Annotated in this window: 17 protein-coding genes and 4 pseudogenes; 9 read left to right on the forward strand and 12 right to left on the reverse strand. The window is 40.1% G+C overall.

Annotation, left to right across the window (positions count from 1 at the left end):
* Positions 1-8 precede the first annotated feature (8 nt).
* Together cps4B and cpsA are read right to left on the reverse strand one after the other, a co-directional pair.
* Positions 9-740 carry a capsular polysaccharide biosynthesis protein Cps4B gene (gene cps4B / locus AT689_RS00745; protein WP_000565348.1) on the reverse strand — a complete coding sequence of 244 codons (732 nt, stop codon included), beginning with the start codon at positions 738-740 and terminating at the stop codon, positions 9-11.
* 1 nt (position 741) lies between these two features.
* Positions 742-2,187 carry an LCP family glycopolymer transferase CpsA gene (gene cpsA / locus AT689_RS00750; protein ID WP_000091069.1) on the reverse strand — a complete coding sequence of 482 codons (1,446 nt, stop codon included), beginning with the start codon at positions 2,185-2,187 and terminating at the stop codon, positions 742-744.
* 252 nt (positions 2,188-2,439) lie between these two features.
* On the opposite strand from cpsA, the pseudogene AT689_RS12310 reads away from it, so the two are divergent.
* The 3 pseudogenes from AT689_RS12310 to AT689_RS11265 form a co-directional block, all read left to right on the forward strand.
* Positions 2,440-3,151: pseudogene (locus AT689_RS12310) on the forward strand (IS630 transposase-related protein); the annotation flags it as partial.
* Between the two features lie 125 nt (positions 3,152-3,276).
* A pseudogene (locus tag AT689_RS11260) lies at positions 3,277-4,583 on the forward strand (transposase).
* A gap of 34 nt (positions 4,584-4,617) precedes the next feature.
* Positions 4,618-4,761: pseudogene (locus tag AT689_RS11265) on the forward strand (transposase); the annotation flags it as partial.
* Here AT689_RS11265 and AT689_RS00775 read toward each other — a convergent pair.
* Positions 4,754-4,927: a hypothetical protein gene (locus AT689_RS00775; protein ID WP_001022232.1), complete on the reverse strand. Its 174-nt coding sequence runs from the start codon at positions 4,925-4,927 to the stop codon at positions 4,754-4,756. The pseudogene AT689_RS11265 and the gene AT689_RS00775 overlap by 8 nt on opposite strands.
* 158 nt (positions 4,928-5,085) lie before the next feature.
* Positions 5,086-6,693, reverse strand: coding sequence for a glycoside hydrolase family 13 protein (locus AT689_RS00780; protein WP_001156799.1), 1,608 nt, complete (start codon positions 6,691-6,693; stop codon positions 5,086-5,088).
* A 152-nt stretch (positions 6,694-6,845) separates the two neighbouring features.
* On the opposite strand from AT689_RS00780, the gene AT689_RS00785 reads away from it, so the two are divergent.
* The gene (locus AT689_RS00785) at positions 6,846-8,330 is read left to right on the forward strand and encodes a DUF1846 domain-containing protein (protein ID WP_000743576.1); all 1,485 of its coding nucleotides are present in this window, start codon (positions 6,846-6,848) and stop codon (positions 8,328-8,330) included.
* 94 nt (positions 8,331-8,424) lie between these two features.
* A complete protein-coding gene (locus AT689_RS00790) occupies positions 8,425-8,907 on the forward strand; it encodes an S-ribosylhomocysteine lyase (RefSeq protein ID WP_000032550.1) in 483 nt (160 codons plus the stop codon).
* Between the two features lie 66 nt (positions 8,908-8,973).
* Here AT689_RS00790 and AT689_RS00795 read toward each other — a convergent pair.
* The 6 genes and pseudogenes from AT689_RS00795 to rsmH all read right to left on the reverse strand — a co-directional run.
* Positions 8,974-9,309: pseudogene (locus AT689_RS00795) on the reverse strand (group II intron maturase-specific domain-containing protein); the annotation flags it as partial.
* Positions 9,310-9,768: 459 nt separating this feature from the next.
* The gene (locus AT689_RS00800; RefSeq protein WP_001063454.1) at positions 9,769-11,874 is read right to left on the reverse strand and encodes an AAA family ATPase; all 2,106 of its coding nucleotides are present in this window, start codon (positions 11,872-11,874) and stop codon (positions 9,769-9,771) included.
* 608 nt (positions 11,875-12,482) lie between these two features.
* On the reverse strand, positions 12,483-13,463 hold the full coding sequence (mraY, locus tag AT689_RS00805; protein WP_000470829.1) for a phospho-N-acetylmuramoyl-pentapeptide-transferase: 981 nt from the start codon (positions 13,461-13,463) through the stop codon (positions 12,483-12,485).
* A gap of 1 nt (position 13,464) precedes the next feature.
* A complete protein-coding gene (gene pbp2X, locus AT689_RS00810; RefSeq protein ID WP_000872269.1) occupies positions 13,465-15,717 on the reverse strand; it encodes a penicillin-binding protein PBP2X in 2,253 nt (750 codons plus the stop codon).
* A 3-nt stretch (positions 15,718-15,720) separates the two neighbouring features.
* The gene (ftsL, locus tag AT689_RS00815) at positions 15,721-16,038 is read right to left on the reverse strand and encodes a cell division protein FtsL (RefSeq protein ID WP_000818547.1); all 318 of its coding nucleotides are present in this window, start codon (positions 16,036-16,038) and stop codon (positions 15,721-15,723) included.
* A gap of 11 nt (positions 16,039-16,049) precedes the next feature.
* Positions 16,050-17,000, reverse strand: a complete 951-nt coding sequence (gene rsmH / locus AT689_RS00820; RefSeq protein ID WP_000159408.1) for a 16S rRNA (cytosine(1402)-N(4))-methyltransferase RsmH — start codon at positions 16,998-17,000, stop codon at positions 16,050-16,052.
* A 165-nt stretch (positions 17,001-17,165) separates the two neighbouring features.
* Between rsmH and AT689_RS00825 the strand changes: the two genes are divergently transcribed.
* The 4 genes from AT689_RS00825 to AT689_RS00840 are packed head-to-tail and all read left to right on the forward strand — an operon-like array spanning position 17,166 to position 18,517.
* Positions 17,166-17,360, forward strand: a complete 195-nt coding sequence (locus AT689_RS00825; protein WP_001082474.1) for a helix-turn-helix transcriptional regulator — start codon at positions 17,166-17,168, stop codon at positions 17,358-17,360.
* 15 nt (positions 17,361-17,375) lie between these two features.
* Positions 17,376-17,918: a DUF3278 domain-containing protein gene (locus tag AT689_RS00830; protein ID WP_000712382.1), complete on the forward strand. Its 543-nt coding sequence runs from the start codon at positions 17,376-17,378 to the stop codon at positions 17,916-17,918.
* A 10-nt stretch (positions 17,919-17,928) separates the two neighbouring features.
* On the forward strand, positions 17,929-18,171 hold the full coding sequence (locus tag AT689_RS00835) for a hypothetical protein (protein WP_000711739.1): 243 nt from the start codon (positions 17,929-17,931) through the stop codon (positions 18,169-18,171).
* Between the two features lie 10 nt (positions 18,172-18,181).
* Positions 18,182-18,517 (forward strand): hypothetical protein, encoded by a 336-nt coding sequence (locus AT689_RS00840; RefSeq protein WP_000838117.1) that lies wholly within the window; start codon positions 18,182-18,184, stop codon positions 18,515-18,517.
* Between the two features lie 109 nt (positions 18,518-18,626).
* Here AT689_RS00840 and AT689_RS00845 read toward each other — a convergent pair whose 3' ends face one another.
* Both AT689_RS00845 and AT689_RS00850 read right to left on the reverse strand, forming a co-directional pair.
* On the reverse strand, positions 18,627-19,628 hold the full coding sequence (locus AT689_RS00845; RefSeq protein ID WP_000412452.1) for a LacI family DNA-binding transcriptional regulator: 1,002 nt from the start codon (positions 19,626-19,628) through the stop codon (positions 18,627-18,629).
* Between the two features lie 59 nt (positions 19,629-19,687).
* Complete coding sequence (locus AT689_RS00850) at positions 19,688-21,589, reverse strand: alginate lyase family protein (protein WP_000657081.1); 1,902 nt, start codon at positions 21,587-21,589, stop codon at positions 19,688-19,690.
* Positions 21,590-21,593 lie beyond the last annotated feature (4 nt).

Consider the following 21,593-nt stretch of genomic DNA (forward strand, 5'->3'; position numbering starts at 1 on the left):
ATTTTCTCCTAAATTAATTGATCCATTATAATTTTTCTGGGATTATCTACAAAAAGTTCTTTCGCTTTTTTCGCTCCATATTTCTTAGCAATGATATCATATGCCTGTTGCATATATGGAGGTCTACTGTCTAAATTGTGCATGTCACTTGCAACTACATGAACTAAATCACGTTCCAAAAAATACCGAGCTCTCTTTTTCATGAATTTATATTTTTCACCAAAGAACTTAGGTTTTGAAACATGATAACTATTTATCTGAGTATAGCACCCCATATCAATCAGTTCACGAACACGTTTTTCGTTATTCTCTAAAGCATCATAACGTTCAATATGAGCAATTACTGGCGTGATTCCCAACATCAAAATATTGCTCAATCCCGTATGAATCTGACGATAGGAAGTATGCATGCTAAACTCAATCAAGGCATAACGACTATCATTAAGGGTAGGAATTTCTTTTTTTTCTAGCTTTTCTAGAGCATCCAGAGTATAGTATATCTCTGCGCCATAAGCAATGACTAAATCATCTGCTACTTCTTTTGCAATTTCCCGAACCTGAAGAAAGTTTTCTGCTATCTTCTCTTCCGGAGTTTCAAACATGCCCTTGCGACGGTGAGAGGTAGAGACAATGGTTCTCACCCCCTGCCTGTAGGATTCTGCCAAGAGAGCCTTGCTTTCCTCTCTTGACTTGGGACCATCATCTACATCAAAGACGATGTGCGAATGGATGTCTATCATTTTATCTACCCTCCATCACATCCTGTATAGCTGCTTTAACTACAGTTAAACTACTATCATCTATTTCCATCACATAGAGGTTACTGTCTGGCATTGCATAAGAAGGAAGATCCATCCGACCTGTCCCTTTTAAATCTTGAGAATTTACTTTATAATTCCCTCCACTTTCCAACTGAGTATTCACTAAATCTATCATAGTCTCAATCGGTATATTTGTTTGAAGAGAATCCTGCAATCCTTGAAGAATACTACTATAGTTTTTCAAAACCTCTGTAGAAGTTAACTTCTGAATAATTGCTACAATGACCTTTTGTTGGTTGCGACCACGGTCACGGTCTCCATCGGTTAGTGAGTAGCGTTCACGTACAAAACCTAAAGCTTGCTCAGAGTCTAGATGGACATTCCCTACTGGGAAATGGAACTTCCCATGTAGAGCTGAAAACTCTTGATCATTATGAACATCTACCCCTCCCAATAAGTCAATCATTTTCAAGAAAGAAGTGAAGTTCAATCGCACATAGTAATTGATATCCACTCCATAGAGATTTTCTAAGGTGTGAATGGACGAATCAACTCCATAAATGCCCGCATGGGTTAATTTATCTTTTTGATTATTTCCACTATCTGCGATTGGTACATAGGCATCACGTGGCGTTGTGGTCAAGAGGATTTTCTTGGTATCTCGATTGACAGTCATTAGGATATTGACATCTGATCGCGACACCGAACTAATAGGACCATAGGTGTCAATTCCACTAACATAGATATTGAAAGACTGATTCTTAGACGTCTTAGGAGCCTCTACTTTTTTAGTGAATCCCTTGGTATAAATCTTTTTTATCTTCGATGCGTAGTCTGGATACTCTGACTCGATGATATTTTCAAAGACACTATTTAGGACAATGGCCTTAGTCTCCCCTGCAATCAAACTCTTGTAAGCTGCCAAGTAAGACGAACTCTGGTTGACCGTCAAATCGGTATTCTGACTTGACTTGATATCAGCTAGTAGTTTTTGAATATTTTCATTATCAGTCCCAGTCGGTGCTGTCACACTCGTCAGTTGCGTAACATTTTCGATCTTACTATCTGCTAAAACAGCGACACTGATTGAATATTCTGAGTAATTAGAAGTCGCATTTAAACGATTGGTCAGTCCAACAAACTGCTGTACTGCAAAGAGCGACACTGAGCTGACAAGGATAGAGAACAGCAACAGAAAAATAGTAAACTTTTCAGCTTTTTTATAGATAATCAAGAGTAGCCCTACCAAGGCAACTAGTAGGACTAACGCAGTTACCACTAGGTTAAGATATCTAAAAGCAAGGATATTGTACTTAAAGATTAAGAACAATAAAAAACAAATTAACAATAAATAAATAGTCAGCAAAACGATATTAACACTTCGCTTCACTTTCTGTGAACGTGATTTTTTAAAACGTCTACTCATGATTAACACCTATACCTTGAACATCATACAATTATATCACTTTTTTACGGTAATGTCTACACCTTTATTTTCACTATCTGCATCTTTAAGTATCTTAGTAGACTTCCCGCGAACCAAAAATATAGTAAAATGAAATAAGAATAGGACAAATCAATCAGGACAGTCAAATCGATTTCTAACAATGTTTTAGAATCAGATGTGTACTATTCTAGTTTCAATATAATATAGTACACAATGTGGTATAATCTTCTTATGGCATATTCAATAGATTTTCGTAAAAAAGTTCTCTCTTATTGTGAGCGAACAGGTAGTATAACAGAAGCATCACACGTTTTCCAAATCTCACGTAATACCATTTATGGCTGGTTAAAGCTAAAAGAGAAAACAGGAGAGCTAAACCACCAAGTAAAAGGAACAAAACCAAGAAAAGTTGATAGAGATAGACTTAAAAACTATCTTACTGACAATCCAGACGCTTATTTGACTGAAATAGCTTCTGACTTTGGCTGTCATCCAACTACCATCCACTATGCGCTCAAAGCTATGGGCTACACTCGAAAAAAGAACCACACCTACTATGAACAAGACCCAGAAAAAGTAGCCTTATTTCTTAAGAATTTTAATAGTTTAAAGCACCTAGCACCTGTTTAGATTGACGAAACAGGATTCGATACTTATTTTTATCGAGAATATGGTCGCTCATTAAAAGGTCAGTTAAGAAGAGGCAAAGTATCTGGAAGAAGATATCAGAGAATTTCTTTGGTTGCAGGTCTAACAAATGAATGGTGAGTTAATCGCTCCAATGACTTACGAAGAGACGATGACGAGCGACTTTTTTGAAGCTTGGTTTCAGAAGTTTCTCTTACCAACATTAACCACACCATCGGTTATTATTATGGATAATGCAAGATTCCATAGAATGGGTAAGTTAGAACTTTTATGCGAGGAGTTTGGGTATAAACTTTGGCTCTATAATATTTGTAGTGGGTAAATCCCTTATAGATATTATGGAGCCTATTTTGTTGTAGAAAAAAAGTCCCATATGACCTATAATGAAAAGCGACCAAACAACTCATTAGAAAGATTCATATGGAACAATTACATTTTATCACAAAACTGCTCGATATTAAAGACCCAAACATCAAGATTCTAGATATCATCAATATGGATACCCACAAAGAAATTATCGCTAAGCTGGATTATGAGGCTCCATCTTGCCCTGATTGTGGAAGTCTAATGAAGAAATATGACTTTCAAAAACCGTCTAAGATCCCTTATCTTGAAACGACTGGTATGCCTACTAGAATTCTCCTTAGAAAGCGTCGATTCAAGTGCTATCACTGTTCAAAAATGATGGTCGCTGAAACTTCTATCGTCAAGAAGAATCACCAAATCCCTCGTATCATCAACCAAAAGATTGCTCAAAAGTTAATTGAAAAGATTTCTATGACTGATATTGCCCATCAGCTTTCCATCTCAACTTCAACTGTTATTCGTAAGCTCAATGATTTTCACTTTAAACATGATTTTTCTTGTCTTCCTGAGATTATGTCTTGGGATGAGTATGCTTTTACAAAGGGAAAGATGAGCTTCATTGCGCAAGATTTTAACAATCTCAATATCATCACTGTTCTTGAGGGTAGAACACAAGCTATCATTCGAAATCACTTTCTTCGCTACGATAGAGTTGTCCGATGTCGCGTCAAAATCATTACTATGGATATGTTTAGCCCTTACTATGACTTGGCTAAACAGTTTCGCTTTCAAATTTCTAGGCTCAGGCTGAAACAGTCTCCCAGACTGTTTCACTCCCGAATGCTAAAATCGTGTTGGATCGCTTTCACATTGTACAACATCTTAGCCGTGCTATGAGTCGTGTGCGTGTTCAAATCATAAATCAGTTTCATCGAAAATCCCATGAATACAAGGCTATCAAGCGCTACTGGAAACTCATTCAATAGGATAGTCGTAAACTGAGTGATAAACATTTTTATCGTCCTACTTTTCGTATGCATTGAACCAATAAAGAGATTTTAAACAAGCTTTTGAGTTATTCGGAAGACTTGAAACACCACTATCAACTCTATCAGCTCTTGCTTTTTCATTTCCAGAATAAGGAACCAGAGAAATTTTTCGGACTTATTGAGGACAATCTTAAGCAGGTTCATCCTATTTTTCAGACTGTCTTTAAAACCTTCCTCAAAGATAAAGAAAAGATTGTCAACGCCCTTCAACTACACTATTCTAACGCCAAACTGGAAGCGACCAATAATCTCATCAAACTTATCAAGCGCAATGCCTTTGGTTTTCGAAACTTTGAAAACTTCAAAAAACGGATTTTCATCGCTCTGAACATCAAAAAAGAAAGGACGAAATTTGTCCTTTCTCGAGCTTAGCTGACTTCAACCCACTACAGTTGACAAAGAGCCTAAGCTTTTACCTCTTCCTCCCTACTCACCTGAGTACAATCCTATTGAGAAAACATGGGCTCATATCAAAAAGCACCTCAAAAAGGTATTACCAAGTTGCAATACCTTTTATGAGGCTCTTTTGTCTTGTTCTTGTTTCAATTGACTATATTATCAGTGTAATAGTCTAATAGATAGTTAAATGTAGTTGGATTTCCACTAAAGGTTGATGAGTAAGTTTTTGTATCTGAACCTGATTGGCCGCAAGCAGCTAAAAGCAAAACAGATGCAAAAGTCAGGCCTGCACTAAGGACACGCTTCTTTATGTTCATCTTCTTTCTCCTTAATAGTGGGAATTTGTAAAGTTAATTGAATTTCGAGAATGAAAGTTTATAAACCTTGGTTATAAAAAACAAAGGATTTCTGCTTTTTATACAGTCCTCCCTTGTTTTTATATGATTTCAATTTTAAATTTTTCTGCAAAAAATATTTATAGTAATTCCACACAGAAAGCATCCCATGGAACTAAGATTTGTTTTTCAAAGACTTCTTGAGCTAGGGTGTTTTCAATCAAGACAGATTTGACTTTTCCTTCTACTGTCAAGTCTTGCTCTTCATTGGACAAGTTAGCCACAACTAGGAAGCGACGGTCGCCATCCTTACGTATATAAGCAAAGACCTTATCAGCCGTATCAAGCAATTCAAAGTCAGCTCGAACTAGCCAGCTATTCTCCTTGCGAATTTGGACCAGTTTCTGATAGGTATAGAAAATAGAATCTGGATTTGCCAGCGCTTCTTGGACATTGATCATCTCGTAATTTGGATTAACCGCCAACCAAGGTTGACCTGTTGAGAAACCAGCGTTTTTGCTCTCGTCCCATTGCATAGGGGTACGGGCATTGTCACGTCCAATAACACGGATACTGTCCATGATTTCTTCAATCGGAACACCTTTTTCAAGAGCCTCACGCGCATAGTTGAGAGATTCAATATCTTCTACTTGATCCAGTGTTTCAAACGGATAGTTGGTCATCCCAATCTCCTCACCTTGGTAGATATAAGGAGTTCCTCTCATAAGATGAAGCAAGATTGCAAAGGCTTTGGCAGATTTTTCGCGGTATTCTTGGTCATTTCCCCAGATTGAGACAATACGAGGGAGGTCATGGTTGTTCCAGAAGAGGGAATTCCAGCCGTCCTCAACTCCTAACTCTGTCTGCCATTTGTTGAAGATTTCTTTTAACTTAGCGATATTCAGCTCTTTTTGATAGTGCCATTTAGGCTGACCTTCCTGATACTGAAGACCGATATGTTCAAACTGGAAGACCATAGACAATTCTTGCCCCTTTGGATCAGAGTAGAGCTTGGCAATCTCTGGCGTTGCTCCCCAAGTCTCCCCTACTGTCAAGAGATCCTTATCTCCAAAGGTCGCCTGATTCATTTCCTTGAGATAGGGATGGAGCATAGGACCATTATTGACTACCTTCTCGTCAGGAATTTTGCCAATCATGTCAATAACATCCATACGGAAACCACCAATACCCTTATCAATCCAGAAGTTCATCATCTCATAAATTTTCTGGCGAAGTTTTTCATTTTCCCAGTTGAGATCCGGCTGTTTCTTGCTGAAAAAGTGGAGATAGTATTGACCTGACTTTTCATCGTATTCCCAAGCAGACCCACTAAAGATAGAATCTAAATCGTTAGGCTCATCCCGCCAGATATAGTAGTCTCGCTCAGGGCTATTAGGATTTTCACAGGCCTCTACAAACCAGGCATGCTCATCCGAGGTATGATTGACCACCAAGTCCATGATGATACGGATATCACGCTTCTTAGCTTCTGCAATCAGCTGATCCATGTCCTCCATGGTTCCAAAAATAGCCGCAATCGCTTGATAATCAGCAATATCGTAGCCATTATCATCCATAGGGCTGTCATAAACGGGAGAAAGCCAAATTGCTGTGATTCCTAGCTTGGCTAGATAGTCCAACTTACTGGTAATTCCTGGCAAATCGCCAATTCCATCTCCATTACTATCCATAAAACTCTTTGGATAGACTTGATAGACTACGGCATTATGCCACCATTTTTCTTGCATCTGTTTACCTCATTATTTTCATAATCTATAGTCTATGATAGCACTTTTTAAAATTTTGTGCAAGCGTTTGCTTAATCTTTTTAATTTCTTTTTTAGCTCCGTAGTTTCCTAACTTCCAATTTTTTATTATAATAGAGTCCAGAGGTAAAAAAATGAAAAAACAAGCTTTTAGTTCTGAACAGTATTTGAATTTACAACGCGACCATATTTTGGAGCGCATTAACCAATTTGACGGCAAGCTCTACTTAGAGTTTGGCGGTAAAATGTTAGAAGATTTCCACGCTGCTCGTGTCCTTCCTGGTTATGAACCTGACAACAAAATCAAGCTCTTGCAAGAATTGAAAGAGCAGGTTGAGGTTGTGATTGCCATTAATGCTAGCAACATTGAACATTCCAAAGCACGTGGCGACTTGGGCATTTCTTATGACCAAGAAGTTCTTCGTTTGATTGACAAATTCAATGAATTAGGGATTTTTGTTGGTTCCGTTGTCATTACACAATACGCTGGCCAACCCGCTGCAGATGCCTTCCTCAACCAACTTGAGAAAAACGGAATTGATTCTTATCTTCATTATCCAATCAAAGGATATCCGACGGATATGGATCACATCATTTCCCCAGAAGGCATGGGCAAAAACGACTACATCAAAACCAGTCGCAACTTGATTGTCGTAACCGCTCCTGGACCCGGTTCTGGAAAATTGGCAACGTGTATGTCCAATATGTACCACGACCAAATCAATGGCATCAAGTCTGGCTACGCTAAATTTGAAACCTTCCCTGTTTGGAATCTTCCCCTTCATCATCCAGTTAACTTGGCTTATGAAGCTGCCACAGCTGACCTTGATGATGTCAACATGATTGACCCCTTCCATCTTCAAACCTATGGAGAAACCACTGTCAACTACAACCGTGATATCGAAATCTTCCCAGTGCTCAAGCGCATGTTGGAACGTATTCTCGGAAAATCACCATACGCTTCACCGACAGATATGGGTGTCAACATGGTTGGTTTCGCTATTACAGATGACGAGGCTGCTGTCGAAGCTTCTAAACAAGAAATCATCCGCCGTTACTATCAAACAGTTCTTGACTTCAAAGCTGAAAAAGTTGGCGAAGCTGCCGTCAAGAAAATTGAGTTGCTCATGAACGACCTCGGTATCTCACCTGCAGACCGTAAGGTTGCTGTCGTTGCGCGCCAAAAAGCAGAAGAAACTGGTGGACCAGCCCTAGCCTTTGAATTGCCAAATGGGGAAATCGTCACTGGTAAGAACTCAGAACTCTTTGGGCCTACAGCCGCTGCCTTGATCAACGCCATCAAAAAATCAGCTGACATCGCTAAAGAAGTAAAACTAATCGAGCCTGAAGTTGTTAAGCCAATCCAAGGTCTTAAAATCGATCATCTCGGTAGCTGCAATCCACGCCTTCATTCAAATGAAATCCTGATTGCACTTGCTATCACAGCTACAGAAAATCCTGATGCTGCCCGCGCTATGGAAGAACTCGGCAACCTCAAAGGAAGCGAAGCCCACTCAACCATCATCTTGACTGATGAAGACAAGAATGTCCTTCGTAAACTGGGTATCAACGTAACCTTTGACCCATACTACCAATACGACCGCTTATATCGTAAGTAAAGATTTCAACCTCTCCAGCCTCGGAGAGGTTTTCTCTCTGTCTCAGGAGCAACCTTTATGATATAATGAGAGAAGAAAACTGAAAGGATTTACCATGTCAAAAGAAGTTATTGTCGAAAGTTTTGAACTTGACCACACCATTGTCAAAGCACCCTATGTTCGCTTGATTGGGGAAGAAACAGGACCAAAAGGAGACATCATCTCCAATTATGATATTCGCTTGGTGCAACCAAACGAAGACTCTATCCCTACTGCCGGCCTTCACACTATCGAGCACCTCTTAGCCAAACTCATCCGTACCCGCATTGACGGCATGATTGACTGTTCACCATTTGGTTGCCGCACAGGCTTCCACATGATTATGTGGGGACGTCACACCAGTGCTAAAATCGCAGCTGTTATCAAGGATTCGCTCAAGGAAATCGCTGAAACTACTACTTGGGAAGATGTCCCAGGGACAACCATCGAATCTTGCGGAAACTACAAGGACCACAGCCTCTTCTCTGCTAAAGAATGGGCAAAACTCATCTTGGAACAAGGGATTTCAGATGATGCCTTTGAACGTCATGTGATTTAAAATCGAGTAGGGGATAATCTCTAGCCCCTCTCACACCACCGTACGTGCCGTTCGGCATACGGCGGTTCAACTAACTTTTAACGCATGTCGTTCAAGGTAATAATCCAAACACGAAACCAGTCCACGTTTTTCAAGGACTGGTTTTGATATAGCACGTTTAAGTACCGACTTCTGAGCTACTAATTGATAATGGTCGCCCCAGCCAGATACCTTATCTGCTATCCATTTAGGAACTCCTAACTTAAGCAATCCCCATAATCGTCTCGATTTCTTCTTCCATTGCTTCCAGATAATCACTCGTAGGCGAGTACGCAAGCGCTCATCTATGCTGGCGACTATACTTTTCATATTTCCCAATGAGAAATAGTTTATCCATCCTCGAATGAATAAATTCAGTTGCTCTCGTGATTTACGCATATAGGTTACGACTACCTTTTTGAACTTTAGAGTTTGAGACCCCCTTATCCGCTATATACGCCTTACTATCACGTTCCTGTTCGTAAAGCCACGATTTCGCTATCCCTTCCTCTGACGATTCTTATTTCCAGCGTCAGACTTAAAACGGTCTATCCCCAGACCGTTTTAATCCACTACCTCACGATAGTCAGGCTTGGGAATCGCTATTGGGTTCACCGGTAGTGGGTGCCCACCGAGGACTTACACCTCAGATATTCAGATATATAGTAAAATGAAATAAGAACAGGACAAATCGTTCAGGACAGTCAAATCGATTTCTAACAATGTTTTAGAAGTAGATGTGTACTATTCTAGTTTCAACCTACTATACGACATGCCCGTCGTACCTCAAAAGGAACCAGTTTTTTCAGCTGGCTCCTTCTTTTTTATCCTCAAAATTCTGTCTTAGGCTTTCTCACGAATAACCAAAACGCCATCTTTCATATCTGCTTCCAGATGTTTAGCATCTAAATGATCCAAGTGGAAGTCTGTCACCTTATCACGAATTTCTTGTTCAACCACGCGACGGAGAGGACGAACCCCCATGACTTCGTCGTAACCTTCTTCTGTGATATAATCTTTAGCCGCTTGACTGACTACCAAGTCAATGTCTTTCTTAGCCAAGGTTTGGTTAACTTCAGCCAACATCAAATCTACAATCTTAGAAAGGTCTTCCTTAGTCAATTGTGAGAACTCGATGACTGCATTAAAGCGGTTGAGGAATTCTGGACGGAAGAAGGGTTTCAAACGGTCCATCAATTCTGGTTTATCCGCATCTTCTGTCAAGTTGGCTTCATAGCCAAATCCAGCATTTGAGGTCGCAATAATGACAGTGTTCTTGAAGTTTACTGTATTTCCTTGACCATCTGTCAAACGACCATCATCTAGAACTTGGAGGAGAAGGGTAATAACTTGAGGAACAGCCTTTTCAATTTCATCCAAGAGAATGATAGAGTATGGATTGCGACGAACACGTTCTGTTAAGGTATTGCTATTGTCATCATAACCCACATAGCCTGCTGTTGTACCAATTAGCTTAGAAACAGCTGTGCGGTCACTGTATTCAGACATATCCAAACGGATAATCGCATCCTGGGTTCCAAACATATCGAGTGCCAATTGCTTAGCAAGCTCCGTCTTACCAACCCCAGTAGACCCTACAAAGAGGAAGCTGCCGATTGGGCGATTTCCTTCATCAAAACCAGCACGGTTACGACGGATAGCACGAGCTACAGCTTCTACGGCCTTATCTTGACCAATCACCTTGTCTTGCAAGCGATGAGCCATATCTTTCAAACGTTCGATATCTGAAGCTCCCATTTGCGATACTGGGATACCTGTCATTCGTTCCACAGATTCAGCCACATCGTTGACACTTGCAGTCACTTTCATATCTTCTGTGTGGTTTTCGATTTTCTTTTCCAATTCTGCAATGCGTGTTTTATAGTTTAGAGCTGCTTCAAAATCTTCTGCTTCAACTGCTTTTTCTTGCTTGTCTTTTTCCGTTTCGATTTCTCGTTCAACAGCATGCACATCTGTTACTGGATGTTGAGCCGCCAAGTGAGCAGCTGTTACATCGACAAGGTCAATAGCCTTATCTGGCAAGCTACGTTGAGGAATGTATTGAACAGAATAATCCACCGCTGCTTTCAAGACTTCGTCTGGCAAGATGACATTGTGATGTTGTTGATAGAGGTCACGAATGCCTTGAAGAATTTTAAAAGTATTCTCTGCTGAAGGAGCATTGACCTTCACTTCGTTGAAACGACGAGCAAGAGCAGCATTCTTCAAGATGGTGTTACGGTATTCGTCTTGAGTTGTTGCCCCAATCACTGTCAATTCTCCACGAGAGAGAGCTGGCTTGAGAATATCCGCAAGTCCTTTAGAACCACTGTCTCCACCAGTGCTACCAGCACCAAGAATTTGGTGAATTTCATCAAAGAAGAGGATAATATTCCCTGCTTCTTTCACTTCATTGACTAAGTTTTGGACATTTTCTTCAAAGCTACCACGGTATTGAGTACCAGCCTCAAGACCTGAGATATCAATAGAAATAATTTCCTTGTTCTTGATAGCAGCAGGAACATCTCCGTTCACAATGGCTTGCGCTAGACCTTCGACAACTGCTGTCTTACCAACACCTGCATCTCCGACCAAAACAGGATTGTTCTTGGTGCGGCGTGAGAGGATTTCAGATGTTTCTTGAATTTCCTTGTTTCGTCCGATAACAGGATCCAACTTGCCCTCACGCGCTTCTGCTGTCAAGTTTCGACCTAGTTTTGCAAGGACACCGTCTTGTTTCATACCTGATGCCTGTTGTGGCATTTGCACATCAGTTTCTGCATTTCCTGGTAATTGACCAGTCGCACGATAGTGAGCAAATTCCTCAGATGTGACTTCGCGTCCATTAATTAAGTAACGGCGATTTTCAGAACTATATCCTCGCATACCACCCATCAATTGGTTAAATAAATCATCCATGTTATTAAAATTATTAAAGTTGTTATTCATATTCTTTACCTCTTTTTGTTTACTTAGTTATGATTACTGATATTGACTATCTTTGACCATTGTTTTAAAAAATTTAGACTAGTTAAACCGCTACCCTACGTACTATTTCTGGTTTTTCTTTTTCAAGCAGGAGTAGACCATCTTTACTTCTGAAGATTTCTAGATGAAACATAGACCCACCTCTTTCTATTTTACTTTAAATAAGTGTTCTAGTAAGGCTTTCATTTACCTTACGTTCATAATATACTACATTGGTCAGAAAAGGTCAAGAGTTTTGGCTTTAACTGACCAATATTTTTTTACACTCTTCGAAAACCTCTTCAAACCACATCAGCTTCTCCTTATCTACAACCTCAAAACCATGTTTTGAGCTGACTTCGTCAGTTCTATCAACCATCTCAAAACTATATATTAAAATGAAATAAGAACAGGACAAATCGATCAGGACAGTCAAATCGATTTCTAACAATATTTTAGAAGTAGATGTGTACTATTCTAGTTTCAATCTACTATATTTTGAGCAGCCTAAAGTTAGCTTTCTAGTTTGTTCTTTGATTTTCATTGTGTATTTAAATACAAAAACACCCTGAAACATCAGGATGCCATTCTTACATTAAATACAAAATTGCTAGGGTCAGGAGACTTGCTAGAAGTCCCACTCCCCAAAAGAAGAAGTCAACCTTCCACTCGCTCCAAGGATTTCCTTTACCAGACAATCCCCCAAGCTCAAAATGGTGATGTACAGGCGTCATACGGAAAATACGTTTACCACCTGTCAGTTTGAAATAACTGACTTGCATCATAACAGAAGTTGTTTCAAAAACATATACAATTCCGATAATCAAGAGAGTCCATTCTTGGTGGAGAGCCATAGAGATAGCTGCCAGCATCCCACCTAGGGCCAAACTTCCCACATCACCCATAAAGACCTTGGCAGGCTTATGGTTAAAGATGAAGAAACCGAGCAAACCACCAATCATGGCAAGAATCACTAGAAGAATATCCATCTGACCTTGCACATAGGCAATAACTCCATAGGCAGACAAACTAATCACAACGGAAATACTAGCTAAACCGTCAACACCGTCTGTCAAGTTTACTGCGTTTGAAAAACCGACTAGCCAGAAAAGAGCGAAGAAAATATAGAAAAATCCCAAATGAACTGGATAACCAAAGACAGACAGGATATCGCCCCCACGCTCATAGAAAAGATAGAAGATAATTCCACCTAGAAGCTGAAGAGCTAATTTTTGCTTAGGATTAAGCCCCTCATTGATTTTACGAAAGACCTTGAGAAAGTCATCTAAAAATCCGACCAAGCCATACAAGACTAATATGAACAAAATCATTCCCACATTATTGCTGAATTGGCTACTAAATAGGGCGAAAAAGAAAGCAACCAAAACAGAAGTAATCAAGAAAACCAAACCTCCCATTGTAGGAGTCCCAGCTTTTGCCTGATGCTGTTTGACATCTTCATGCATCTGCTGGCCTGTAATTTGCGCCTTTCTATAAAATTGGATAAAGGCCGGAATTCCTACTAAAGTTAGTAAAAATGTCACAATTCCAGCACTGATGGAAATAAACATATTAGTCTCCTAAAGTTAATGTAATTTTTTTAATGTCCTTGATAGCTGTGTTAGCACGAACATCTTGCTTCTGCACAGTAGAGCCCGAACCTTGAAATTCAAGTTCTATATTGAGCCACTTAGCAAAGGTCTCAGCAGTCTCCTTTGTCCAACCATACATATCTGGAACTTCCTCTGCTTTATCAGATAAGATAAGGACTTGCTGGTTCGGGGCAAGATTCTTCCCTTCTTCAGCAGAACTGTTTTTAATCTTCGTTCCTGTTCCCACAACGATGGGTTGTACAAGATTGCGACGCAATTCTTCTGCTAAATCACCAGGTGAAATATCCTTGACACTAGGCATAGGATAAGGACTTTGTTGACTTACTTGCTCCAAAGCTTTAGCTGTTGTTTGAAGATTGAGAGAGTCTTTCATAGCTGAAGCCCGCTCCAAGATAGGATTGGCAAATTCTCCCAACTGAATACCTGAATAATGTTCAGGTTGTTGGACCGTCACATACAAGATAAAATCAGGATTTTCAGCCGGACTCATCGATACAGCCGAGAAAATATAGTCGGTTACCCCGACTAGATAACCACCATTTTTCTCGTCAGCAATCTGAGCCGTACCAGACTTGAGGGCTACATTTTGCCCAGGAACAGTTACAGTTGGCTTGCCTGTGCTGTGGTTATACATGGTTCCATAAACCGGATCCGTCCCTACCAAAACCATGTTAGTCCGAGTTAGACTAGCTGCATCTTTAGAAACAGGATTTCCCACAATTTCTTTTTGAGATTTCCGAGCAGTTTGATCATTTGGATCATAAATGGCACTAATAAATTTAGGCTCCAGCATGACACCGTCATTAGCAATAGCTGTAAAGGCACGAATCATTTGTGTCTGGGTCACTGAAATCCCTTGTCCAAATGAGCTTTGCGCAATGTTGACAATATTATCCGCAGGAAGCTGACCAGCATACTCATCCGTCAAACCGAAACGGGTCGGAACTCCAAATTTAAAACGATTAAGATAATCAAGCCAGGTAGCATCTCCCATCTTTTGCTCAAGGAGAGTCATCCCAACGTTACTTGAGTGTGCAAAACCTTGAGAAAAAGTCATCATTCTGCCACCAGTCAATCCTTCATTAACGTCCCAATCTCGAATCGTGGCATCTGCAATTTTTAACTCACTACTATTAAAGACTTCTCCTCCTGGAAAGGTATTATTATCAATAGCAGCAGCCAACATCATCACTTTCATAGTGGAACCTGGCTCATAGTTACTTTGGTAAAGGATATCACGCCAAACAAAGTCCTCTGTAATGCCTTCTTTTGTATCTGCATCAAAGGTCGGTCGTTGCGTTGTTGCCAGAATTTCCCCTGTTTTAGCACTGACCAAAGTCGCTGTCATGTACTTTCCTTTTACCTTCTCTTGAAAAGCATCCATCTGGGTTTCCATAAAGGACTGGAGGGGGCTGGAAATGGTTGTATAAACATCCTTACCGTCCATCGTTCGTTGGGAAACTTGTTCTGTTCCGGGTACAATATTACCCAGACGATCCTTTTCATAGGTAATAATGCCGTCTGTCCCTGCAAGAATACTGTTCAAGGAACTCTCCATTCCAGAGGTTCCCAGCAAGCTCTTGCTTCCATCTTCATTTTCATGGAGCTGAGCTAGACCGATAAAACTAGAAGCAAATTGTCCGTTTGGGTAACTACGATTGGGACTGGTTGTAAAATCAATCCCCTTGACCTCTGCAGCTTCCAATTCTTTTTTGATAGACATCATATTGGCATAGGTAATCCCATTTCCCTTTGCTCCAAAGGAAACTTGCTTGAGATTAGGTTGCGAGAGTTGCTCTCTTACATAGGATTCTTCCATGTCCAGATACTTATGAAAGACCTCTGCAACCTTGTTAAATTGTGTTTTTTCTACGTAAAGAATCTTACCCGTTGCTGACTTATAGTTCTCATCAATGACCGCATAGACATTATAGGAGGTTGCATCCTCAGCAATCGGGACTCCATTTCGGTCATAAATAGTCCCACGTTTGGCAGGAACTGTACGGGTGGTTTGATGAACCTTCTTAGCTTCCTTCGCTAAATCTGTTCCAAAGCGAGTGCCTGTCCCAATAATGACCGCAAAATTGACTAAAAAAATGGCAAAAACAAAGACAGATAATAAACTCAGACTTTTTCCAACTCTGCGTCTGTTTTCAGCCGGCGATTTCCGATTTTTGGTCGCATAACGGATTACTCTTTTTGTCCACTTCATATCTTACTCCGCTATTCTAATATTTTCATTGTTTAATTGCAAATCGTGTGAATTGGCAATTTCTTTCAAACGTTCTGCACGTAATAGTTCATTGACCTCTTGCTTGGCATCGTCCAATTCGGTCTTCTTTTCCTCTATCTGCGCATTGATTTTTGTCAAATCATTCTGCACTTGCAAGAGCTTGGTCTGCATAAAAATAATACTAATCGCTACAATAAGAGTGGTTACAGCAATGGAAAAGTAAAAAGCTTTTTCCACACGCGAAAACCGTTTAAGTTGCATCTGTAGTATTTGACCTGTTTTTTCCATTTTTTCTGCCATCTTTTTCCCTCTTACTTGTGAATTTTTCTGGCCACGCGCAACTTGGCTGAGTGCGAGCGGTTATTGGCTTCTAACTCTTCCGCACTTGGCAAGATTGGCTTACGGGACACCAATTCCATCTTGGGCTTGAGATCATCTGGGATGAAAGGCAAGCCTTTTGGAACTTCAACTGTTGAAGCTTCCTTGAACAATTGCTTGGTCAAGCGGTCTTCTAAGGAATGAAAGGTAATCACTGAAATTCTACCATCCAGAGCCAACATATCCATAGCCTGCTGGATGGACTCATCTGCCGCCCCCAGTTCATCATTGACTTCAATTCGAATAGCCTGGAAAATCTGCTTAGCAGGATGCCCCTTCTTCTTGAGTTCCTTGGCAGGTTTGACCAACTTGATAATCTCTGCTAACTCAGTCGTTGTCTCAATCGGCTTCACTTCACGCGCTTGCTCAATCTTACGCGCAATCTGTTTAGAGAATTTGTCCTCTCCATACTTGAAGAAAATACGAACCAAGTCATGATAGTCATAATTGTTCACCACTTCATAGGCTGTCAGGCTAGCATCCTGATTCATCCGCATGTCCAGTGGCGCATCCTTTTTATAAGAAAAACCACGCTCACGCTGGTCTAATTGAGGACTAGACACTCCCAAGTCATAACAAATTCCATCAATTTCCTGAACACCAGCTTCGCGCAAACGTGCCTGTAAATGACGGAAGTTGTCCTTGATAAAGGTCACCATTCCCTTCTCAATGTAAGGTGCCAAGCGTTTTTGCGCATTGTCAATGGCATTCTGATCCTGGTCAAAGGCATAGAGATGGCCTTTTTCACTTAATTTACTTAATAAATACTCGCTATGGCCTGCTCCACCCAAAGTCGCATCAACGTAGATACCGTCAGGTTTTACGTCAAGCATATCAATCGTTTCGTGGAGTAAGACCGTTACATGATGAAATTCTTTTGTCATATCTTATCTATTTTACCACAAATCCGACCAGCTTGCACTTGTCAGACAAATAGGACAAGGAGACTACTATTTCTTCAAAAAATATGTCAAAAATACTTGACACTTTATGTTTAAAAGACTATAATAAAGTCAAATATATACGACATAAATCAGAAAGGAGACCAGATGAATCGTGTGAAAGAATTTCGCAAGGAACTGGGCATTTCCCAGCTCGAGCTCGCCAAGGATATCGGTGTCTCGAGACAGACTATCAATATGATTGAAAACGACAAGTACAATCCAACTCTGGAACTCTGTCTCAATCTCGCCCGCAGCCTCCAAACTGACCTCAACAGTCTCTTTTGGAAGGAAGATTTTTAAAAAAGGAGCAAACTCATGAAAAAAGAAACCTTCACTGAAAAACTGATCAAACGCACATACGGTATTTCTGGTCCCCTTGACGAATACAAACGGCGTGAGGCCGATAGTATTGGGAACCAAGTCTTTATCGTCCTCTTTTATCTGATGATTTTCGGAAATCTTATTCCACTCCTTCTGGCCTATAAATACCCTCAAGAAGTGGCTCTAATCTATCCTCCTCTGATTTTAGTGATTGCCCTCATCGCTTCTGGCTATGTCACCTACCAAATGAAAAAAACAGGCATCACAGTCATTGAACCAGATATGCTGAATGAGAAAGAAAGCAAGCAACTACACTACCCAGGTCTGAAAGCAGGTTTGTTCTTTGGTCTATGGATGTTTTTTATAACTCCTCTTCTCAGTATACTCATAGATGAAGGTCAGGACTATTTTCATTCTCTTCTCACTATAAGAAATGGTGTATCAAGTATTCTCGGTTCTATTTTCTTCGGAGCGAGCATACAGTTCCTCATCTCCCGTCGCATTGCAAAAACTAAGAAAAATCAAGATGAGGATTAGGAGGAAACTCATGAAAAAAGAAAAGAAACAGTTACGTTATCCTGGTCTGAAAGCAGGTTCGATTTATGGAACAGTGATATTTTTTATAATTCCACTCATTGATACCCTAACAAGTGAAAATCCAAATTTTATCAGTTCTCTTCTAAATACAAAACATATTTTTAAAACTATACTGGGAGCTTTCTTTTTCGGAGTGATGATACATATTGTCGACTCACTTCGTATTGCAAGAGCTAAAAAAGACCAGGATTAGGAGGTGCCTTATGAAATCACTAGCTAGACTACTGATCATTCATGTTTTTATCAGTATTTTCCTTTTCTTCGCCCTTATTTCAGGAGCTGTTTCTCATACAGTTTTACTACTCCTACTCCTCTTTCTTCCTGCGCTCAATAAAGGACTTGAGAAAATACAGTCAAAACGGATACCTGTCCTCAACGCAGCCCTCTTCTTTCTCCTCATATCCTTTCCACAACTTTTAACCAACCCTGTCCAATGGAAATTTTCAATATTCCTAGTCGTAACCATCATTTCAAGTTTGGCCTACTTCTATAACTTTTATCAAGTAGTTAAAGAAGTAGATCAAAAACAGTTGATTTAGGAGCTTGCTCCCATAATTTCTCATTTCATAGGCAAATAATCCCACCTAGCTTGTTCTAGGTGGGATTATTTTATTTCTTAACAGAGATTGCAAGTCATTTTCCTTCATTTTAGAAAGTCGACTCTTTCCAATTCACACTACAATCCAAGACTTGTTGCCTTTCTTCTTGATTGCGGCCTTCAATCTGGTCAATCAAAATCTTTGTAGCCTGTTGTCCTTCCTCAAAGGAGGGCTGAACCAGCGTCGAAACACTTGGAGAAGAAAAGCAAGTCCACTCCGTATTGTCAAAACCAATCAACCCAACTTGTGGCAAGTTATAATTCAACTCTTTGATAACGGTAAAGACTAGAGGTAGGGCCCAACAGTTAGGGATAAATACCAGAGTTTTTTCATCGGGATCGATTTCTTTTTGTAAAAATTCCTTAATTTCTTCCAAATTCGTATGCTTATCTTCAATGGTTAGACTGGCGTGACGCATATTAGCATCTGTTAAAGCATCCACAAAACCACTTGCCCGCTCAATCCGAGTACTCAAACGACTCGTATCCGCTGTAATCAAGAGAAAATGCTCATAACCTTTTTCGATACAGGACTGGGTCATGTCATAAACGGCATCATAGTTATTGGTTTTAACCCAGCTAGTCCGGTGTTCATAGAGCTGACTATCAAAAAAGACCATTTTCTTCTTTTTCTCATCGATGATACGAGAATATTTTCGGAAATTAGAGGTCGGCTGAATAATAAAGCCGTCTACTCCCAAGAGAAGCATGCTTTCAATATACCGGTCCTCACTCTCTTGGCTGTAATTACTATTTCCTATCATTACCTGGTAGCCATTCTGGCTGGCGATATCCTCAATCCCCTTAACAATTTGGTTTGAGAAACTGTTGGTAATATCACCGATCAAAACACCGATTAATTTTGTTCGTTTGGAGTTTAAGCTACGCGCAACAATGCTCGGTTTGTAATTTGTTTCATGAATAACTTTTTCAATCTTTTCACGTGTCTCTTGGGACATTTTTTCATATTTCCCGTTTAGGTAAAATGACACGGTTGTTTTCGAGGTCTGAGCCATTTCCGCAATGTCTTTTATGGTCAGTTTCTTCTCCAATCTAAAACACCTCCTACTAATACTTATTATAACATATTCACTATTCAAAATGCCTATTTCTAGCACTGCAAGCGAATCATTCTCTCATTTATTTTATCATATACTAGACATTTTCCACGCATTTTTGTTCCGTCAACGAGGCACAATTTTTCACCTACACCAATATCCTCGCTTAATAACAGAATCAGCTTGTCTGTTTCGTCATTTTTCACTTCAAAAGCCAGAGCATTTTCCACTTCACGATCATCTGTCTGGTAGACAGAATGACGGATGATTTCAAAACTCTCATGCGCAATGATGGTATAATCCAGCATCTGATTCTCAAAGAATTGGCGCTTGGTGAGTTTGCTACTTCTTTCAAGCTCATTGTATTTAGGAGAAATGATGGTATCTTCCAAATCAAAATCAACTTCACTCCATAGTCTCAACTGATTGATTTTCCCATCTTGATAGGTCACATCCTTGTCAAGGATAAACTGAGTCAACGCCTCATGCTGACCTTGACACCTGATGTCATCTACCAAGAGCCAGACATCCTCTACCAACATGAGGATTTTTCTCTTGTGAAGATAAGGCAAATCAGGTTCTGCTGACCAATAAGCCCCCTCAATATAATGCACTCCCTCCCTTTCTTTATGGTGACAAAACAGGGAGTGAGGATAGTATTCATATTCCCAGGATCCTGTGATTCTTTCCGGAGCTTTCCCATCTACAATGCAGGTCGAATGACTCCAAGCACTCTTTAAGAGATAACGTTCATATATCTCCCGATAAGAATAACGCCCAGCATCTATGAAAATAGGTTGGTCTTGATACTGTAAGCAAAAACTATTCTCGTCACTATGGCTATGGGCACTTCCTAGCGGACCATTTTTGAAAAATAGATAACGATGTTCATCCTTAATGCAGACATGTCCAGAGTCTTCAAAGATCATGGACTTAGGCTGCCAAGCTCTCCTTTCAAATTCCTGCAGTCGCTTGACCTTTTCTCGCCCCAGGAACAAGAGGCTAAGCAAATCGACTTTAACATCCAGACCGTTAAGAAGGTCTTCCTTGTTCAAAACCACAGCAGACAGGCTCAACATTTCTGTCGTTTCTGTAGAATCGCTATCACCAAAAGCCAAAGTTCGTCCATCTAAGCCTGTCATCATTTGAATATAGGTCGCCATCTTTTCCAGCAACTCTTGGTAACTATCTTGCAAGTCTGGAAGCAAGAGACACAAATCCAGCAAGGCTTTATAAACCTCTACATGATAGAGAATCGACTGTTCAAACTGGCTTCCATCTCCTAAAATCTGTGTCTCAATTTGCTGTTTCAACTCCTCTGAAGCAAAATGGTAAGCTTCTTCTAGGTCCATCTTATCTGCAAAGAAATGATAGATAGCAAGCATCGGAATTGTTTGTAAAATCCCCCAGTTACTAAGGGTGTACTTGGCGCGATAGTAGCTTTTCATAAAGTCAATCTGCTTTTCTAGACTGACCAAAATTTTCTCTAGTTCTTTCTCCTCTAGCAAGTCAAATTTCAAGAGGAGCAAGAGTAGTTTCAACCAAGTAAAGGAACGAATACCCGTATCCAAGGTTCTAGTCATCAAGGATTGAGGAGAAAATTCTCTCACCTGCTCAATCCAATCAAATAGAAAGAACTTGCACTTTTGAATATAGCTCTTATCTCCTTCTACCAGATACCCTATCATAAACTGCAAGAGATATTCTTGTCGATTGAGCATATAAGCCCATTCTGGATCATCTTCAAATACTTGATCCCATACCATCGGCTGGATTTGATGGATTTTTGAACAAGGCTCCATATCCCAAGGACTATCAAACATAAAACGATTGTCCATCAAGCGTTCAAGGGAACTCTTGACTTTCTCATAGTCTTTTGAACAGTGCGACAAGATATAATCACGACATTGGTTTCCATCGACTCTTTCAAAAAATTGTCTTCTTTCTTCTTTCATTATC

Source organism: Streptococcus pneumoniae, from assembly GCF_001457635.1.
Taxonomy (GTDB): domain Bacteria; phylum Bacillota; class Bacilli; order Lactobacillales; family Streptococcaceae; genus Streptococcus; species Streptococcus pneumoniae.

Excerpts from the sequence above, each read along its gene's own strand:
- AT689_RS00775 (WP_001022232.1), bottom strand. The coding sequence starts at position 4,927 with ATGAACATAAAGAAGCGTGTCCTTAGTGCAGGCCTGACTTTTGCATCT.
- AT689_RS00785 (WP_000743576.1), top strand. The coding sequence starts at position 6,846 with ATGAAAAAACAAGCTTTTAGTTCTGAACAGTATTTGAATTTACAACGC.
- pbp2X (WP_000872269.1), bottom strand. The coding sequence starts at position 15,717 with ATGAAGTGGACAAAAAGAGTAATCCGTTATGCGACCAAAAATCGGAAA.
- cpsA (WP_000091069.1), bottom strand. The coding sequence starts at position 2,187 with ATGAGTAGACGTTTTAAAAAATCACGTTCACAGAAAGTGAAGCGAAGT.
- AT689_RS00780 (WP_001156799.1), bottom strand. The coding sequence starts at position 6,693 with ATGCAAGAAAAATGGTGGCATAATGCCGTAGTCTATCAAGTCTATCCA.
- AT689_RS00790 (WP_000032550.1), top strand. The coding sequence starts at position 8,425 with ATGTCAAAAGAAGTTATTGTCGAAAGTTTTGAACTTGACCACACCATT.
- AT689_RS00830 (WP_000712382.1), top strand. The coding sequence starts at position 17,376 with ATGAAAAAAGAAACCTTCACTGAAAAACTGATCAAACGCACATACGGT.
- cps4B (WP_000565348.1), bottom strand. The coding sequence starts at position 740 with ATGATAGACATCCATTCGCACATCGTCTTTGATGTAGATGATGGTCCC.
- ftsL (WP_000818547.1), bottom strand. The coding sequence starts at position 16,038 with ATGGCAGAAAAAATGGAAAAAACAGGTCAAATACTACAGATGCAACTT.
- AT689_RS00800 (WP_001063454.1), bottom strand. The coding sequence starts at position 11,874 with ATGAATAACAACTTTAATAATTTTAATAACATGGATGATTTATTTAAC.
- AT689_RS00825 (WP_001082474.1), top strand. The coding sequence starts at position 17,166 with ATGAATCGTGTGAAAGAATTTCGCAAGGAACTGGGCATTTCCCAGCTC.
- AT689_RS00840 (WP_000838117.1), top strand. The coding sequence starts at position 18,182 with ATGAAATCACTAGCTAGACTACTGATCATTCATGTTTTTATCAGTATT.
- AT689_RS00835 (WP_000711739.1), top strand. The coding sequence starts at position 17,929 with ATGAAAAAAGAAAAGAAACAGTTACGTTATCCTGGTCTGAAAGCAGGT.
- rsmH (WP_000159408.1), bottom strand. The coding sequence starts at position 17,000 with ATGACAAAAGAATTTCATCATGTAACGGTCTTACTCCACGAAACGATT.
- mraY (WP_000470829.1), bottom strand. The coding sequence starts at position 13,463 with ATGTTTATTTCCATCAGTGCTGGAATTGTGACATTTTTACTAACTTTA.
- AT689_RS00850 (WP_000657081.1), bottom strand. The coding sequence starts at position 21,589 with ATGAAAGAAGAAAGAAGACAATTTTTTGAAAGAGTCGATGGAAACCAA.